The organism is Ancrocorticia populi (genome assembly GCF_003123745.1).
Taxonomy (GTDB): domain Bacteria; phylum Actinomycetota; class Actinomycetes; order Actinomycetales; family Actinomycetaceae; genus Ancrocorticia; species Ancrocorticia populi.
This window is the reverse complement of sequence record NZ_QETB01000001.1, coordinates 556,612-571,240: the sequence shown is the minus strand read 5'-3', so window position 1 is coordinate 571,240 and position 14,629 is coordinate 556,612. Positions and strand designations below refer to the sequence as shown.

The 14,629-nt window shown below is 58.5% G+C and carries 19 protein-coding genes; 6 read left to right on the top strand and 13 right to left on the bottom strand.

The genetic code is table 11. The features are described 5' to 3' along the window. Positions 1–4 precede the first annotated feature (4 nt). Complete coding sequence (locus DD236_RS02715; RefSeq protein ID WP_109092817.1) at positions 5–418, top strand: GNAT family N-acetyltransferase; 414 nt, start codon at positions 5–7, stop codon at positions 416–418. On the opposite strand, the gene DD236_RS02710 is transcribed toward DD236_RS02715, so the two are convergent. Beyond that, entirely contained in the window at positions 415–1,239 is an 825-nt protein-coding gene (locus DD236_RS02710) for an aldo/keto reductase (protein WP_243409950.1), read from the bottom strand. The two genes, DD236_RS02715 and DD236_RS02710, sit on opposite strands and share 4 nt — an antisense overlap. A gap of 25 nt (positions 1,240–1,264) precedes the next feature. On the opposite strand from DD236_RS02710, the gene DD236_RS02705 reads away from it, so the two are divergent. After that, positions 1,265–2,353 carry a uroporphyrinogen decarboxylase/cobalamine-independent methonine synthase family protein gene (locus DD236_RS02705; RefSeq protein WP_109092815.1) on the top strand — a complete coding sequence of 363 codons (1,089 nt, stop codon included), beginning with the start codon at positions 1,265–1,267 and terminating at the stop codon, positions 2,351–2,353. Between the two features lie 201 nt (positions 2,354–2,554). On the opposite strand, the gene DD236_RS02700 is transcribed toward DD236_RS02705, so the two are convergent. Then, the gene (locus DD236_RS02700; RefSeq protein ID WP_109092814.1) at positions 2,555–3,118 is read right to left on the bottom strand and encodes a dihydrofolate reductase family protein; all 564 of its coding nucleotides are present in this window, start codon (positions 3,116–3,118) and stop codon (positions 2,555–2,557) included. A gap of 59 nt (positions 3,119–3,177) precedes the next feature. Here DD236_RS02700 and arfB point away from each other — a divergent pair, with 59 nt between their 5' ends. Continuing rightward, positions 3,178–3,618 (top strand): alternative ribosome rescue aminoacyl-tRNA hydrolase ArfB, encoded by a 441-nt coding sequence (arfB, locus tag DD236_RS02695; protein WP_109092813.1) that lies wholly within the window; start codon positions 3,178–3,180, stop codon positions 3,616–3,618. Here arfB and DD236_RS02690 read toward each other — a convergent pair. Together DD236_RS02690 and DD236_RS02685 are read right to left on the bottom strand one after the other, a co-directional pair. Continuing rightward, entirely contained in the window at positions 3,615–4,040 is a 426-nt protein-coding gene (locus DD236_RS02690) for a type II toxin-antitoxin system VapC family toxin (protein ID WP_109092812.1), read from the bottom strand. The genes arfB and DD236_RS02690 overlap by 4 nt on opposite strands. Then, on the bottom strand, positions 4,037–4,276 hold the full coding sequence (locus DD236_RS02685) for a type II toxin-antitoxin system Phd/YefM family antitoxin (protein WP_109092811.1): 240 nt from the start codon (positions 4,274–4,276) through the stop codon (positions 4,037–4,039). The genes DD236_RS02690 and DD236_RS02685 overlap by 4 nt, the downstream gene beginning before the upstream one ends. A gap of 187 nt (positions 4,277–4,463) precedes the next feature. On the opposite strand from DD236_RS02685, the gene DD236_RS02680 reads away from it, so the two are divergent. Then, a complete protein-coding gene (locus DD236_RS02680) occupies positions 4,464–4,868 on the top strand; it encodes a type II toxin-antitoxin system VapC family toxin (protein ID WP_109092810.1) in 405 nt (134 codons plus the stop codon). A 32-nt stretch (positions 4,869–4,900) separates the two neighbouring features. Here DD236_RS02680 and DD236_RS02675 read toward each other — a convergent pair whose 3' ends face one another. Genes DD236_RS02675 through DD236_RS12015 form a run of 3 tightly spaced genes read right to left on the bottom strand, consistent with a single transcriptional unit; the run spans position 4,901 to position 7,437 of the window. Then, complete coding sequence (locus DD236_RS02675; protein ID WP_207785665.1) at positions 4,901–5,458, bottom strand: type II toxin-antitoxin system PemK/MazF family toxin; 558 nt, start codon at positions 5,456–5,458, stop codon at positions 4,901–4,903. 23 nt (positions 5,459–5,481) lie between these two features. Continuing rightward, on the bottom strand, positions 5,482–7,293 hold the full coding sequence (locus tag DD236_RS02670; RefSeq protein WP_109092809.1) for an MFS transporter: 1,812 nt from the start codon (positions 7,291–7,293) through the stop codon (positions 5,482–5,484). Between the two features lie 3 nt (positions 7,294–7,296). Then, the gene (locus DD236_RS12015; protein WP_165819803.1) at positions 7,297–7,437 is read right to left on the bottom strand and encodes a multidrug efflux MFS transporter; all 141 of its coding nucleotides are present in this window, start codon (positions 7,435–7,437) and stop codon (positions 7,297–7,299) included. 222 nt (positions 7,438–7,659) lie between these two features. On the opposite strand from DD236_RS12015, the gene DD236_RS02665 reads away from it, so the two are divergent. Further along, a complete protein-coding gene (locus DD236_RS02665) occupies positions 7,660–8,766 on the top strand; it encodes an alcohol dehydrogenase family protein (RefSeq protein ID WP_207785664.1) in 1,107 nt (368 codons plus the stop codon). 9 nt (positions 8,767–8,775) lie between these two features. Here DD236_RS02665 and DD236_RS02660 read toward each other — a convergent pair whose 3' ends face one another. Beyond that, positions 8,776–9,615, bottom strand: a complete 840-nt coding sequence (locus tag DD236_RS02660; protein ID WP_109092808.1) for a PhzF family phenazine biosynthesis protein — start codon at positions 9,613–9,615, stop codon at positions 8,776–8,778. 103 nt (positions 9,616–9,718) lie between these two features. On the opposite strand from DD236_RS02660, the gene DD236_RS02655 reads away from it, so the two are divergent. Further along, on the top strand, positions 9,719–10,216 hold the full coding sequence (locus DD236_RS02655; RefSeq protein WP_207785663.1) for a hypothetical protein: 498 nt from the start codon (positions 9,719–9,721) through the stop codon (positions 10,214–10,216). Between the two features lie 310 nt (positions 10,217–10,526). On the opposite strand, the gene DD236_RS02650 is transcribed toward DD236_RS02655, so the two are convergent. From DD236_RS02650 to DD236_RS02625, 5 genes are all read right to left on the bottom strand, one after another. Next, positions 10,527–10,943, bottom strand: a complete 417-nt coding sequence (locus DD236_RS02650; protein WP_109092807.1) for a hypothetical protein — start codon at positions 10,941–10,943, stop codon at positions 10,527–10,529. A 715-nt stretch (positions 10,944–11,658) separates the two neighbouring features. Then, positions 11,659–12,084, bottom strand: coding sequence for a type II toxin-antitoxin system VapC family toxin (locus tag DD236_RS02640; RefSeq protein WP_109092805.1), 426 nt, complete (start codon positions 12,082–12,084; stop codon positions 11,659–11,661). Next, positions 12,081–12,314 carry a FitA-like ribbon-helix-helix domain-containing protein gene (locus DD236_RS02635; protein ID WP_109092804.1) on the bottom strand — a complete coding sequence of 78 codons (234 nt, stop codon included), beginning with the start codon at positions 12,312–12,314 and terminating at the stop codon, positions 12,081–12,083. The genes DD236_RS02640 and DD236_RS02635 overlap by 4 nt, the downstream gene beginning before the upstream one ends. Positions 12,315–12,512: 198 nt before the next feature. Continuing rightward, positions 12,513–13,343: a MerR family transcriptional regulator gene (locus tag DD236_RS02630; protein WP_109092803.1), complete on the bottom strand. Its 831-nt coding sequence runs from the start codon at positions 13,341–13,343 to the stop codon at positions 12,513–12,515. A 27-nt stretch (positions 13,344–13,370) separates the two neighbouring features. After that, positions 13,371–14,210, bottom strand: coding sequence for a hypothetical protein (locus DD236_RS02625; protein ID WP_109092802.1), 840 nt, complete (start codon positions 14,208–14,210; stop codon positions 13,371–13,373). Positions 14,211–14,629 lie beyond the last annotated feature (419 nt).

Here is a 14,629-nt window from a genome sequence, read left to right as displayed (position 1 = left end):
TCTCGTGAAGATCGAGTATCAACGCGACGCTATACCGTCCAAGCGCGAGCTCGTTGAGCTATATGACTCGGTGGGCTGGACGTCATACACCCGCGACCCCGCCTTGCTCGCGGGCGCCATTCAGGCATCTCTGACCGTCGTAACCGCGCGGGCTGAGGGTGAACTCATCGGCCTAGCGCGCGCCGTGGGCGACGGCCTCACGATCGTCTACCTCCAAGACATTCTGGTCAGCCCCAGCTATCATCGGCACGGGATTGGACGCGAACTCTTCGAGAGAGTTTTCGCCCCGTACGGCAGCGTCCGCCAAAAAGTCCTTTTGACCGACGACGAACCAGCCCAGCACCTCTTCTACCGTGCCATGGGGTTCACCGAGACATGGGACATGTCCCCTGCGGTCCACGCCTTCGCAAAGTTCTAGAGGATCTCGATCGGGGCGCCAGCCGGTGGCTCGGGGAAAGCGGCGGTTAGTTCCGCGAAGTCCTCTTCCGTGAGCGAGATATCCGCGGCAGACGCGTTTTCGCGCACATGTGCCTCGCTGGAGGCCTTCGGGATCGCGATCACGCCGGGATGCGAGATTACCCAGGCGAGGGCGGCCTGCGCGGGGGTGGCTCCGTGCCGAGCCGCCACATTCTCTAGCGCCAAACTTCCCTCAGTCAGCACGCCCTGCTCAATCGGTGAGTACGCCATCATTGGGATTCCGGCGGCCTGCATGTCCTGAAGAAGGCCGGCCTCGGGCCACCTGCGCTGGAGGTTGAAGAGCACTTGGTTGGTGGAGATAGACTGTGCAGCTAGCTCCTGAGCTTCCGCGAGTTCCACTCGATCGAAGTTGGAGACTCCCCACGCCCCGATCTTGCCCTGCTCGCGCAGTTCCTCAAAGGCCGCAAACGTATCAGACAAAGGATAGGAGCCTTCCCAGTGCAGCAGGTAGAGGTCCAGCCGGTCGGTGCCGAGCCGCCTCAGGCTCGCCTCGCATGCCTGAACTGTCCCAGTGCGGCTCGCATTGTTCGGCAGTACCTTGGAAACGAGAAATACCTCGTCGCGCCGCCCGCGAATGGCCTCACCTACGAGCTCTTCGGAGCGTCCCGAACCGTACATTTCGGCCGTGTCAATGAGGTTCATCCCCACATCAATCCCAGTCCGGAGGGCCCGAACCTCCTCTTCGCGCCGCGCCGGACCATCACCCATGTACCACGTGCCCTGACCGAGTACTGGCACATTCTGACCAGCCAATGAAATCATCCTCATAATCCACTAACCTAGTCCCGTGCTGAACATTACATATGACATTGTTGGTTCCTTCCTGCGCCCCAAAGAGATTAAGGATGCGCGGGCCCAATACAATTCTGGTGAGATAAGCCTCCCCGACCTCCGCACGGTTGAGGATGCAGCCATCGCGGATTTGGTTGCGAAACAGGTTCAGCACGGCCTAAGCATGGTGACTGACGGCGAGTTTCGCCGCCGCTGGTGGCACCTCGACTGGCTCAAGGAGTTCGACGGCTTCACCACCCAACACCTCGATAAAGCGGGTAACCACATCGAACTCGGCTACATCGACGGCAAGATCAGCTACGATCCCGGCCGCCACCACCCGGAGATCGAGGCCTACGATTTCCTCGCCTCCGAAGCCTCAAAATACCCGGGCGTGACCGCGAAGAAGTGTATCTCCGGCCCCAACATGATCCTCGTGGATAACTACCTTCAGCTCGGCAAACAGGATCTGCCCGATTACAACATCGATCTCCTCATCGATGACATCGCCGCCGCCTACCAAGCGGCCATCAAGGATCTATACGCCCACGGTTGCCGCTACCTTCAGATCGACGACACCTCGTGGACCTACATGATCGATTCCAACTTCCTCGCCAAGATCGAGTCCATGGGATTCGACAAGACCACGGTGCTCGAATGGTTCCGGGTGGTCTCCACCAAGGCGCTCGAAGGCCGGCCAGCTGACATGACGATCGCCACCCACTTCTGCAAGGGCAACTTCAAAGGACATCACCTATTCGAGGGCTTCTACGATTCCGTAGCCCCCGTTATTGCGCAGGTCCCGTACGACGGTTTTTATGTGGAGTACGATGACGAACGCTCCGGCTCCTTCGAACCCTGGGCAGCTCTGCGAGGCACCGATGCGACCTTCGTTGCTGGCCTCATTTCCACGAAAAACAGCGAAATGGAAACTGTAGCTGACATTCAGCGCAGGTTTGATGAGGTCCGCTCCATCGTAGGGGACAACATCGCACTGTCCCCGCAGTGTGGCTTTGCCTCAGTGGAAGAGGGCAACTCAATCGATGAAGCCACCCAGTGGAACAAGATCGATCTGCTGGTTGAAGCCGCCAATGCTCTGAGCTAGGAACGGCACGCCGCGAGCGCCTGCGTCCGAGATAAGCATCAGACAAATCTCCCTGCATGATCGCTCGCCTATATCGCGGGTAATCCGCCAAAGCGCGTGCTTACTTGAGCTTTCGAGAGGTCTCGGCCTCCGATTGCATACCCGTGGCAGTATGCGTATTTACAAGGGTCCGCTCCTTGCCGGGCAGCGGAAATGGGGACGTCACCGCGCACGAGTGTAATGGAGATAGACCGTACCGTCTTGGAAAACTCGCTGTCCCACAAGATCCATGCCAAGCCGGGCATCGCCGGGCAACGCGCGCAGCCCGCCGCCCACGGCCTTGGGCATGATGAACAGCCGAAAGTGGTCCACTAGGCCAGCCCTGATCGCCTCGCTTGCGACGGTTGGCCCGAAAATCTCAACTTCGCCCGCAGCTTCGCCCACGATTCGCTCAACGTCAGCCAACCCGAGGTGAGGGACTAGAACATCAGCATCGGCGACCTTTTCACGTGTCAGAGTGGACGAGGCAACCACAATGTCCAGACTCTGCCAGCGCCGCGCAAACTCGTGTTCGGCCGCGGACCACGTCTCTCCGGCCGGCTCGGCCTCCCAGTATCGCATCAGTTCATAGGTGCGCCGCCCCAGTATTTCGGCTGAGACGTCCGCCATGCGCTCCACATGAAAATCAAAAACATCGTCGCCGGGCGCCGACCATTGAAAATCACCATCTGCATCCGCCGCGTATCCATCAATCGAGATCGTAGCCGTGTAACCGAGAGTTCCCATGCCACATCATGCCCCGCTCGCAGTCGCGATCACAAGGCTCAAAATGGCACACTAGGGCGATGGACGATTTGCATGTCCCGCCGGGCCCCGGCGCCCCCGACGGGTTGAGGATCCCCGCTGGCGAGTTGACCGAGCGCTTCTCGCATTCGTCCGGCCCTGGCGGGCAGGCGGTGAATACGTCCGATTCGCGGGTCCAGTTGAGTTTAGATATTTCGACGACGACGTCACTCACCCCCACCCAACGTACCCGCGTCCTTCAGGCGTTGGCCTCAAAACTCTCGGGAGGCGTGCTGACGGTCAGTTCCTCCGAGCATCGCTCGCAGTTCCGCAACCGGGCGGCGGCCCGCGAGCGCCTCGCTCAATTACTGCGTGAGGCCATTGTTCCACCCGTGCCGCGGCGGAAAACGAAGCCGAGTAGGGCGTCACGCCGTCGTCGTCTTGAAAACAAAAAACACCGGTCGGAACTCAAACGAAACCGGCGCCGGCCAGAACGGGACTAAGGCGTATCACCCCACGGGTCAACGATCGCAACGCCTAGTCCGCTAAAGTCTCGAACGTTTCGCGTAACAACCGTAAGGCCGTTAACGGCTGCGGTTGCGGCAATCAACGCATCACGCTCCGGTCTTGGATCGGGGACGTGCAGCCGCGCGGCGAATCGCACTACGGAGACATCTACAGGCAGAATACGGCGGGCGAAAACGTCGAGGAGTTCGTTATCCAGCCACGCCTGCAAACGCTCGGAATGGTCCGCATCACGTCTCGCAACTCTGGCTATGCCAAGCTCAATCTCCAACACTGTGATGGCCGAGAGGTACAGGTCAGAAGGTACGCGGGCTGCGACCCACGAACGGACACGCGGATTCGCTCTCGCTTCTGATTTGCGAAGCTCGCTGACAACGTTGGTATCCAGTAAGTAGCTCACAGATCGGGAACCTCGAGCTCTAGACAAACTGGATCAAATTCAATCTCGGGTTCGTCATCCATACTCAGGCGATCAACGAGCGAAGGCGCTTTGTCGCCCATACGTCGATAATCATCAATCGACAGCAAGACGTATGCCGGTTCGCCACGATCAGTAATCACGACCGGTCCGTCATTAGCCTCACGTTTCGCGGCGCTAACGTCACGATTAAACTCACGTGCACTCATCGTAGTCATAGCAGCCTCCTCCGCCTGTAGGTACGTGCCTACATTGTAATGCGGTAGGCATCGGGGCGACAGAGTCTAAAGCGGCACGTCCCGCTCAGGCAGACCTCTCCAACCTGAGCAAGCTGCGGCAGCTCCTCGCGGAACACGTCGGGACGTCGCGCCGAACCTCCGAGATGATCAAGGATGCGCGGGGCCGATGGTAAAGCTGACGTATCTGGACACCTCGGCGGCGATGAAACTACTGGTCCCTGAAGTGGAGTCACAGGCGCTGCTCCACGAGTTGGCTCAGGGCGGCAGGCGGCTGGTCGCATCGTGGCTTTTACATACCGAACTCCACTGTGCCGCCGGGCGAAATCCTGCGGACGTGCCACTCGAAGCTGTGACGGAGGTACTGGATCTTGTGATACTCGCCGATCCAACGCGCGGAGATCTACTGAATGCAGGGACTTACACTCCCCTACGCTCGAACGATGCCATTCATCTTGCAACGGCGCTGCGAGTGGGAGCCGACGAATTCATGACCTACCATCAAGAGCTTGCCCGCGCGGCTTCTGCGGCTGGACTTCACGTAGCTGCGCCCGGAAGCGAGCTTCCGTCATAAGGCGCTGCTAGCATCTCGCGACCGGAACCCAGTTACAGCCGCCTCATAATCTCTGCCGTTGCCGCGCCGAACCTAGCCTTGGGCATGACCGTGCCTTCGCGCCGCATGCCCTCATCGGTGATTCGGAGTAATCGCTCGGGGTTGAGGAAACTCTCGCGGCCCTTGGAATCCCACGCACCGCTACCCACTGAGATGTAGCCATCGTGGTGCTTGGTGGAGAGATAGCAGCCTGCGGTAGATCCGTCCGTCAACCTCGAAATGATGAGGACTGGCCGATCCTTGCCCCGGCCGTCGTTCTCCACATAAGGGACCCAGGTCCAGATCACTTCTCCGGGATCGGGATCGCCGTCCGCGCTTGGCGAGTAGCTCGGGGAAATCTGTGCGCTTTCTGCCCGAGTGAGGTCACGCGTGGCCCCGGGTCCGTACTGCCCTGGGCTGGCGTCGTGTCCATTGGAACCCATGCGCGATGCGCCCGCCGCAGAAGGTTTCGTGCGCGTGGCACTGGCCGGTTTCTTGCCCGCGCCCGCTGGCTTCAAAATGGCCCTAACCAAGTCGAGCGCGGCGCGCCCCAGCCGATCATTCCGTGCCAAGACAATCTCCGTTCGTTAGGTCCTCACTGCAGCGTCACCAGCTCGGCTTCGGTCAGGATGGATGCGTCCACCCTACCTAACAAACGCCCGAAGATGCTCCGAACAAGGTCGCCACGGGTGATCACGCCAACCAGGGTTTCGCCAGACATGACGGGCGCTTTGTTGATGGAGCGCTCGCCCAAAATCGCGGCAACATCCTCCACGGACGAATCGACGTCTACAGTCACCACAGACTTAGATGCCAGTTCCATAACTCCCTGCTGCATCACCTCGATAACGCGATCGCGTAGGTTGGCGTCATCCCGGTAAACCTGCAACCCAAACGCAAGATCTATCGCGGATTCTGACCGCCCAGACACGGCGCGAAGGATCTCGCCATCGGTAATGTAGCCGCATACGCCGCCCTGATCGTCGATCACCGGAAGCCCCGCGGTTCGGGAGGAGACGAACTGAGTAACAACCTCACCAACGGTTGCCGTGGCTGGCACGGAAAACACTTCAGTCCGCATCAGGGAGGCGATTGTTGGTTCTGACGCAGACTGGTCCTGCGCGGCCTGAACACCCTCGGGGCCCTCGGCACCCTCAACCGACGCAGACTTCCGCTCCCCAGCCAGCATCCGCGTGTAGAAGAACGCCACCGCGGCGCCCACCAAGGCGATGATCGCGGCAACCAGGATAGCCCGGGTGAACCCGTCTGCATTCGCTTGGGCGGCACTGGCTCCGGCACTTTCACTTGAGGCGGCCTGCGAGGAGAGGATCCCGATCAAGAGCGAGGGCCCGATCGCAGCTGCCATTTGAATGAACGTGTTGAGGATTGCCACGCCGTGGGGATGATCGGGCTTCGAGAGCGTGGCGAGGCCCGCGGTCTGAGACGGCGAAAGTACCAGCCCCACGCCGCCGAAGGACAACACCGAGGCGCCTAGGACGCCGATCCAGCTAAGTTGAGGCGCCACAAACACGATGAGAATCTGTCCCAATACGATCACGCCGAAGCCAGTGATCAGCAGCGGCCATGCACCGCGCGCGTCCATAATCTTCCCGCCCATTACCGCGGTGGCGGCGTTCACGAGAATCGGCGCCAGCAAGAGGGCACCGGCGGCAAGCGCGCTCATCCCGAACGAGCGCTGGAAGTACAGGGGAAGTAGCACGGAAAGCGAGAAGGTGGTCATCATCGCAACAACCACGAGGATTGCGGCGGGCCAGAACCGGATGGAGGCCATCGGCCGCAGGTTCAGCACCGGGTTGTCCACCTTGAACTGGCGGCGCACGAAGATCGCGAGGAATACGAGCCCAGCGGCCGCACTTCCCGCGGCTACGCCCGGGCGAACCGTGATTTCGGAGAGCCCGTACACGAAGGCCACCAACCCCACGGCGATCAAGATGACCGAGAGTACGTCCAACTTCACCGCTTCGGTTTCCCCGACATTTTTAACGACGACGACGCCACACGCCCCCAGCACCACAATCACCACGAGCACTGGTACAAAGATGGTATTCCAACCAAAAGCCGTCACCATGAGGCCCGAAATCACGGGGCCGAAGGCCGGACCGAATGTGATCATCATGCCGCCGATGGACAGGTAGAACCCGATCTTCTTGCGAGGCGCAACCATCAGCACGGTGCTCATCATCGTTGGGATGAAGATGCCGGTGCCGACCGCTTGGACCAAGCGACACAGAACCAGCAGCGGGAACGTGGGCGCGAATATCGCGCAAAGGGATCCCAGCGAGAGCAGGGTTGCCCCAATGAAGAAGAGCTTGCGTAGCCCGAGGCGGCGATACAGGAAGGCCGAAATTGCCACAACCACGGTGGTCACCATCATGTAGCCAGTCACGAGTCACTGGGCAGTGGCTGCCGAGATCCCAAATTCGGCCATAATGTCCACGAGGGCCACGTTGATGATGTTCTCATTAAAGCCGGCAACGAATGCGGCGATATAGAGGATGGGAAGCACAGATGAAGAGCGATCAGATCGCATGGAGCAGAGTTACCTCTCGGCGGTAGGGCGTGAAAAGGCGCCCGTCGGGAGGCGAGCAGCCTGCAACTGGACTTATGATCCACGCGAAGGCGGACTGCTCATTGCAGCTGTGAGTGTAGCAATCAGAAAATTTCTTCGTAAGCCAGGTCCTAGGATGAAGAGGGGTGGTATCCGCCTCAGTTTGTTCTTATAGCTACTCGATGAAAGACAAAGAGTCGAAGTATGAAGACGATTCCAACGTCTATGGCATCTGTATTACTGACCGGACATGGTGGTCCAGAAAAGCTGGAGTACCGAACCGATGTGCCGGTGCCACAGCCACAAGCGGATGAGGTTCTCATTCAGGTGGAGGCTGCCGGGGTCAATAACACGGATATCAACACACGCCTAGGTTGGTACTCCAAGGCCGTCACAACCGATACGGAAACCGCGTCTACCAACGGTGGTCAAGACACTGCGGGCGAAGATGCTTCCTGGTCCGGCATTCCGCTGACGTTCCCACGCATTCAGGGAGGCGACGTATACGGCCGCATCGTGGCGGTAGGAGAGGGCGTCAGTGCCCAACGGATCAACGATCAAGTTATCGTACGCAATCTCATGCGACACTATGTCAACTACCGCCCGTACGAATGTTGGACCTACGGCAGCGAATGCGACGGTGGTTTTGCCCAGTTTGCGGTTGCTCCATCCAACGAGTCGTATTCAGTACACTCACCATTGTCTGCGCCAGAGCTCGGTGCGATATCGATCGCTTATTCAACTGCTGAGGGCATGCTTTACCGGGCTGGCGTCGGGGCAGAACGGGTTGTTATCACAGGCGCATCGGGTGGGGTTGGTTTGGCGGCAGTCCAGCTTGCCAAACTGCGCGGCGCGCACGTAACTGCGATTTGCTCGCAGGAGAAGGCTGACCCTGTTATCAAGGCAGGTGCGGATCGGGTGATAGACCGCCGCGCCGATCTCAGCGCCGAGCTTGATACAAAATCTATCGATGTGGCGGTGGACGTTGTTGGTGGTGGCGGCGTAAACAAGCTCCTAGCGGCGCTGAGGCGCGGGGGAAGGTACGCGATTGCAGGCGCAATCGCCGGCCCAATTGCCGAGATTGACCTACGCACCGTCTACCTGAACGATCTGTCCCTCTTTGGCTGCACCTTCCAAGAGGACGAGGTTTTTGAGAACGTTATTCGCTACGTAAACAATGGAGAGGTCAAGCCACTGGTTTCGAAGACGTATCCACTAAGCGATATCCGCACTGCCCAGCAAGATTTCATTTCGAAGAAGTACCCGGGCAAGCTTGTGCTGATCCCGCCAACCCTCGGATCGGACGCTTAGCATCAGCTATTAGAGCTCGACCACTCCGGCGATTACTGTATTGGTTCTGCCGCCAACCCAGATAACCCCGTCAGCATCAGTTGTGATTGATACCCGGCCAGATCGATTCATCGCAGTTCCCTGAGCTACCACATAGTTTGCAGGCAGCACTGTCCCAGAAAGCCACTGGGCAAGGCCAGCATTCAATGAGCCTGTCACAGGATCCTCGGGGACCGCATCTAGCGGACAGAATGCGCGAACTTCCGCGTCCACCCCCGCCTCTCCCGGGTCAGGATATGTAGCAATCAGACCAACATTCGCGCTCAGCGCCCCAAAATCCGGCCGTACCTCGAGCACTCGTTTTGGATCATCAAGAAGGAGGCCCAACCATCCGGGTCCGTTATCCACCCACTCCGCATCCATAACGTGCGTGCGCTCGAGTTTCAATGCGCGAAGAACAGGCTCCAAATCATCCGGCTCAACTGGTCCCGAACGAAGCAGGTCGGGCGCGGCGAACGCGAGCTGCCCGTCGTCGTACCGAAGCTTCACAAGACCAGCCGCGCACTCCTGAACAACGGTTGACGGGCCACGCGGTACCCCGCCTGCTTCTAACCACGCATGCGCTGAACCTAGTGTGGGATGCCCGGCGAACGGCAATTCCTCGGTTGAAGTAAAGATTCGCAGCCGGTAATCCGCGTTGGAAGTAGTGGGGCGAAGCAAAAAAGTAGTCTCAGATAGATTGGTCCACCGCGCGAACGCCGCCATCGTCTCATCGTCAAGATCATCTGCGCCGCGCACTACGGCAACCGGATTCCCGTTTATGGGACCCGATGAAAAGACATCAACCTGCCGAAACTCGAACCGCGCCATTCACTACCTCCACGTGCTAACAGGGAACTAGTTGGTATCATACGAGTATCGATGCAGCGGGGCATCAGGGCCCCGAAAGTCCAGATCTCGTGGGGGAGCTGTGATGTGGTATCGGCGAATCGTCAGGGCGCTGACAGCGGCGATTTTCATCGCTGGCGGGATCGCCCACTTCATTCTCGGACGGTCTGAACCGGAAGGCTACGCAGTCTTTGGCGATACGGCGCTCTTCCCTTGGTTAAGCGATTTATGGGCGTCCTTCGTTATGCCAAATATCGGCTGGCTTACGATAGCTCTCGGGATCTACGAGATCGCGTGCGGCATTGGTATCCTATGGAAGCGCACGGCCGTAGTCGCAGTGTGGGGCATGATCTTATTCCTATGCTTCATCACAGTTGTGGGTTACGGCTTTCCCACCACAACACTGGGCGAAGACCTACTCAAGAACCGTTCGGTCACCACGGTCATGATCGTGTTATTACTGCCGCTGCTTAAGGCTTCACCGCCGAAATCCGAAACCGACGTTGACTCACGCGAGCATGCACGCCTCGCGGCCCAAGCGCGTCACGCGCAACCGCAAGATTCGGCTCCCAGCCCTCCGTAGCTTCAACTGCCGGGCTGTCGTTGTTTAGCTCGTCGAGCAGAGCCAGTAGACGCTCGCCGCCGCCCGTCCCCAAGTCGAGAACCCGCCTTGCTCCGGCCATCTCACGGATACAGTCAGCTTCAAAATCCCACCAAGGATCATCGGCCGTCACGCGCCCATCAAGTATCGAAAAGTCCCATCCCACCATCGACGTGCGATCATAGGCTTGCCGCAGGTCCTCCATGATGTCAGCATCCATACGAGTTAGCCAAAGTGAATAACCATGTAGGCGTTCAAAATACGCGAAAATTTGGGCTGTCCACCCAATAAACTAGCAAAGGTCTTCGAAACTGTCCTTGCCCGGCCGCCACAGCATCCACGCGCCGTCGCTCCATCCAGCGATCATGGCAATTTCTACGCGGGCTTCCTCAGCGGTTGGATGTATGGTCAGGGCGCCAGTGCCCAGCTCGATTCTTATCCCGCGACCGGTCTGTTCGGAAGTAGCGATCACAAGGCTAGGGGCGAGCTGGCGAAGTGCATCGGCGTATCCAAGATCGCCCTCCCGCCACGTTCGCGTCTCAATTTCCACCACAGGCCACGCGTATACGCTCAGGGTCACCGGCGTTCTCGCGTCCGGAGCGCCATCGAACTTGAACTGCACATAGTCGTTCAGAACAAACTCAACCGAGTACATCCGGTCACCCAAAAGCCGCGAGAGCAATCCGTTCGGTACATACGCCGCAACCATCGCCCACCTAACTGTGCCGGAACGTCAGAACAGTGCCATCCTAATCTGCCCACGGCTCGACAAATGACCCCGCGGCAGTCAGTCTAGGTGTACCGCTATGGATTATCGACGGGCATCGGGACCCATCCCAACACCACTCACAAGCTTGGCACTTGACCCGCACACTTTAGCGTCCGCTATTCTCAGGCCATGGGAACTTAGCGGTACGTTGTCAGCTTTGACATACATGAGAAAGTGGCGAGCCCGCAAAACTAGTGCCCGTTGAAGAGCTGCTCACCGAACTGACGCCCGACAACACATCCCCACTTCTTCCGCCCGACTGGACTGTTCCCGCCGAACTCAGCACCTCTGTACAAGGATTACCCAAGATCGTCTGCATCTGCGGATCAGCCCGATTCCGTCACGAGATGGCCGAGGCCAACCGCAAGCTCACACTCGCAGGCTGCATTGTCGTGGCACCGGCTGTGTTCCAGCACCGAGGCGACGCAATCACTAGCCAAACCGGTTTTTCGGCTGTCAGCATTGGCAGGACTCTAGGCTTATCCCCGCCCGGGATTGTTTTAGTGTTTTAGCTTTTTCGACGACGTCGGATCTTAGCCCCGCGAACAAGTGCTAACTCCGCAATGCCACTCGCTTAAACGCGAAACTGAGGTTCAACCACGCTTTGGCTTCCTCAGTGAAGTCCCACGGGCGACGATCTAGAGCGAACGATGGTTCATGCGCTGGCCTTCCACGGATCAACCAGTTCAACGCCGGTGTGAGCGAAGTCCTTCACGTTACGTGTGGCGCAAACCGCCCGATGAGCCAGGCAGATCGCTGCGATCTGCGCGTCGGCTGTGCTAATGGGCGCTCCCGCATTCTTCCGAGCCACAAGCACATCAGCATACCGATCAGCCGCCACGTCATCGAACGGTAGCACAGCGCTACTGCCCCGATACGGCTCAAGCGCCGCATCAATGCTTCTAGCAAGTGCTTCCTTGCGCCGACCATCAGAAAGCTGCCGAACGCCTGCCAACAGCTCGGCGAGCGTCACGGACGTTATCGCGACATCATCCGCCAGTGCACTTAGCCAATCCACCACGCGCGGCTCCGGCGACGGCCGGAAAATCTCCGAGATGACATTCGTGTCGAGGACGATCACTCGAACTCCACCGCCCTCGCGACGTCATCGCGCGCCGGGACAGGCAGGCCGTCGATACCGCCGACGTCCTGCGCCGCAGCCAGCAGCGCAACCCCGATGTGCGGTCTCCGCGCGGCCTTGGTAAGGATCGCGCGAACCTCGGCCTCCATTGACCTGCCGTGCTCCTTCGCCTGCGCGGCGATCTCCTGTTTGACGGCGTCATCGAGACCGCGAACCACGATGGATGACATAGGCGATCACCCCCTTTGCTATCAACTATGATAGCGCCCTACATGCAACCCCACTAGAGGTGATCGGATTCCCCTTACGTGGCGCTTTTTCAGCCACCTAACCCCAATGTCGCTGGCGAGTCACGGCTTAAACATTGGGAGCGTTAAACGTTAAAGCGGAACTCCACCGTATTCCGTGCAGCACGAACCTCTCGGCAATCATGTCCCCAGTGGTTGATAGATCTTCGTAATCAGCTCGTCTTCTGACACTTCCCCCATCTCGGTTACGTAAATGTTGAAGGCGTGGCCGTCGATTGAACTGGACTCGGGAAGCCTCAGATCATCTTCGACGATCTTGTCGGCGATCAGGTCGTGGGCCAGAGAGAACTGATTGTAGGCCCCACGGACTGTGGCAACAGCGCATTCTCGTTCAGGAAGGTTCAGTATCTCAAGTGGGTCTTCAGCTGTGGTTCCTTGTTGCACGGGTATGAAGATCGAGAGGTCTACGTCTGACTCCCGGTACTCATCGTTGTGCTCGATAACCCCACACGGCCCGACGGGGCTGATTCCCAGTGCGGCGGCAGCTGGCATCATTTGTCCCCAGAGAATTCGCTCGTCTTCGTATGAGGGCACAACACCTCGCAGAACTACGACGTTCATTGCGGGAACAGTTTCCTTAGTGATGGTGATGGACCCGATTTCGCTCGGGGGGCTCAAGAGGCGGTTGACTAGCTCAAGTCGTCGCTCGTTGGCGCGGGCTTCCTCGATCAGTGCCCGCCGTTGAGCTTCAAGAGCTTCGTCCCAAGAGGGCGTCCCGCGTCCATCAAGTAGCTCACCAATCGTGGATACTCCAAAGCCCGCATCACGCAGATCCCTGATAACCGTTGCATCAGCTAATTGACTAGGAGCGTAGCGACGATACCCGGTCCAAGGATCGATCTCAGCAGGTGCCAAGATGCCATTCGCGTCGTAATGGCGCAGCATCCTTATCGATAGTCGGCTCAGTGTGCTGAACTGGCCTATCGATAGCAGGTCTTGTGAATTGGTCATTGCTTCCTTGGTTGGGAGTCTTGATTCTCAGACTAGCTTGCGAAGGGTGTCAACGATGTCATCATGCAGTGCTACAACACCTGCCATTTGCTGCTGGAACAAGTTCCAGTCGGCATCAATCACGCTAATTTGGGCCGCACCAATAATTGCTGCTTGACGACTCAATCGGTCCGCAAGTTCTGGGAAAGAGCCCATCATGTCCGAGGTATCGGCGCGTCGGCGCGCACCAAGACGGATTGCGAAATCACGCAACACCGCCACAGTGACCTCCGAGATCGTCCCAGCAGCGGCCTGCTCACGCAGCTCGTTTAGTCCTTCAACGTTACCCGCAGGGAAACCACGAATTGCCTCGTTTCCCTCTGCCCAATTCAACGCGAAGGGAAGTGACGCAGCCGCCCACTCCGCCATAGTGCCAACCGGTTCAGTAAACCCGGTTCGCAGGGGATAACTACCCTCTGCATAGCCGATGGTGTCTGATCCCCAAGCCGTCATGAAGTCCTCGGTCGCAAGCGAGGCATACGGGTGACCATGTGGGTCATGCATGATTACGCGAACGTCATTAACATCTAGAACGGCAACAAAGTGATCGGCACCTGTTGAACGGTCAGAGCCTTTCTGGTATCGAAGCAGCCCCATTTCAAGGGGACCCACGAACACGGGACCATTCTCTGCGAGGCTACGAAGAGTCCCCAGCGCTTCTGTCGGATCTTCGAATGTCAGCCTCTGACCCTCCACCCCCATGATTAAGAGCGCTTGATCGATACCCTGATCTGGATCCCAACCCGGCGGATCAAAGAGAGGAAGAGGCCCGATGCGCTGATACCCAAATGCTGAACCGGAGATCGCGTCAATGGTCTGTACACTCACGGGATACCCCAAAGTCATCGCGAGGGTATTCGAGTAACAGGAAGGGCTGTTGCCCAAGTAGGTAGCTGGTTTGATATCGCCTTCTGGCCGAAGCATCTTGTCCCCCCAAAGATTGTCGATGGGTTCAGCATCAAGCCTGACACGATGTAAGAGTCAAGCGCTAGGCACTAGCGGCACAGCCGAGAGCCATTCCATCATGTCACCACTATCTTTATGAGGCCTTTGTCAGGTGTTGGGGGCTCAAAGTGGTCGAAGTAGGTCGCAACGGTCTTGGAGCGGCCACGGCAGAGCGATCGCTACAAGTTAAACCGAAACTCGACCGAGTCACATTGCAGAACAACTTTTGCAGAGGAACACTCTCGGAGGCCGGTTGCTCCGTTACGGAACATGTCTTTGCATCCCAGCCGAACAGCCAATCG

What these genes read in the sequence shown, in the direction of transcription:
- DD236_RS02650 (WP_109092807.1), bottom strand. Translation starts at nt 10,943, where the DNA reads ATGGTTGCGGCGTATGTACCGAACGGATTGCTCTCGCGGCTTTTGGGT.
- DD236_RS12015 (WP_165819803.1), bottom strand. Translation starts at nt 7,437, where the DNA reads ATGCGATCTGATCGCTCTTCATCTGTGCTTCCCATCCTCTATATCGCC.
- DD236_RS02680 (WP_109092810.1), top strand. Translation starts at nt 4,464, where the DNA reads ATGGTAAAGCTGACGTATCTGGACACCTCGGCGGCGATGAAACTACTG.
- DD236_RS02660 (WP_109092808.1), bottom strand. Translation starts at nt 9,615, where the DNA reads ATGGCGCGGTTCGAGTTTCGGCAGGTTGATGTCTTTTCATCGGGTCCC.
- arfB (WP_109092813.1), top strand. Translation starts at nt 3,178, where the DNA reads ATGGACGATTTGCATGTCCCGCCGGGCCCCGGCGCCCCCGACGGGTTG.
- DD236_RS02685 (WP_109092811.1), bottom strand. Translation starts at nt 4,276, where the DNA reads ATGACTACGATGAGTGCACGTGAGTTTAATCGTGACGTTAGCGCCGCG.
- DD236_RS02710 (WP_243409950.1), bottom strand. Translation starts at nt 1,239, where the DNA reads ATGATTTCATTGGCTGGTCAGAATGTGCCAGTACTCGGTCAGGGCACG.
- DD236_RS02635 (WP_109092804.1), bottom strand. Translation starts at nt 12,314, where the DNA reads ATGTCATCCATCGTGGTTCGCGGTCTCGATGACGCCGTCAAACAGGAG.
- DD236_RS02700 (WP_109092814.1), bottom strand. Translation starts at nt 3,118, where the DNA reads ATGGGAACTCTCGGTTACACGGCTACGATCTCGATTGATGGATACGCG.
- DD236_RS02655 (WP_207785663.1), top strand. Translation starts at nt 9,719, where the DNA reads ATGTGGTATCGGCGAATCGTCAGGGCGCTGACAGCGGCGATTTTCATC.
- DD236_RS02665 (WP_207785664.1), top strand. Translation starts at nt 7,660, where the DNA reads ATGAAGACGATTCCAACGTCTATGGCATCTGTATTACTGACCGGACAT.
- DD236_RS02630 (WP_109092803.1), bottom strand. Translation starts at nt 13,343, where the DNA reads ATGACCAATTCACAAGACCTGCTATCGATAGGCCAGTTCAGCACACTG.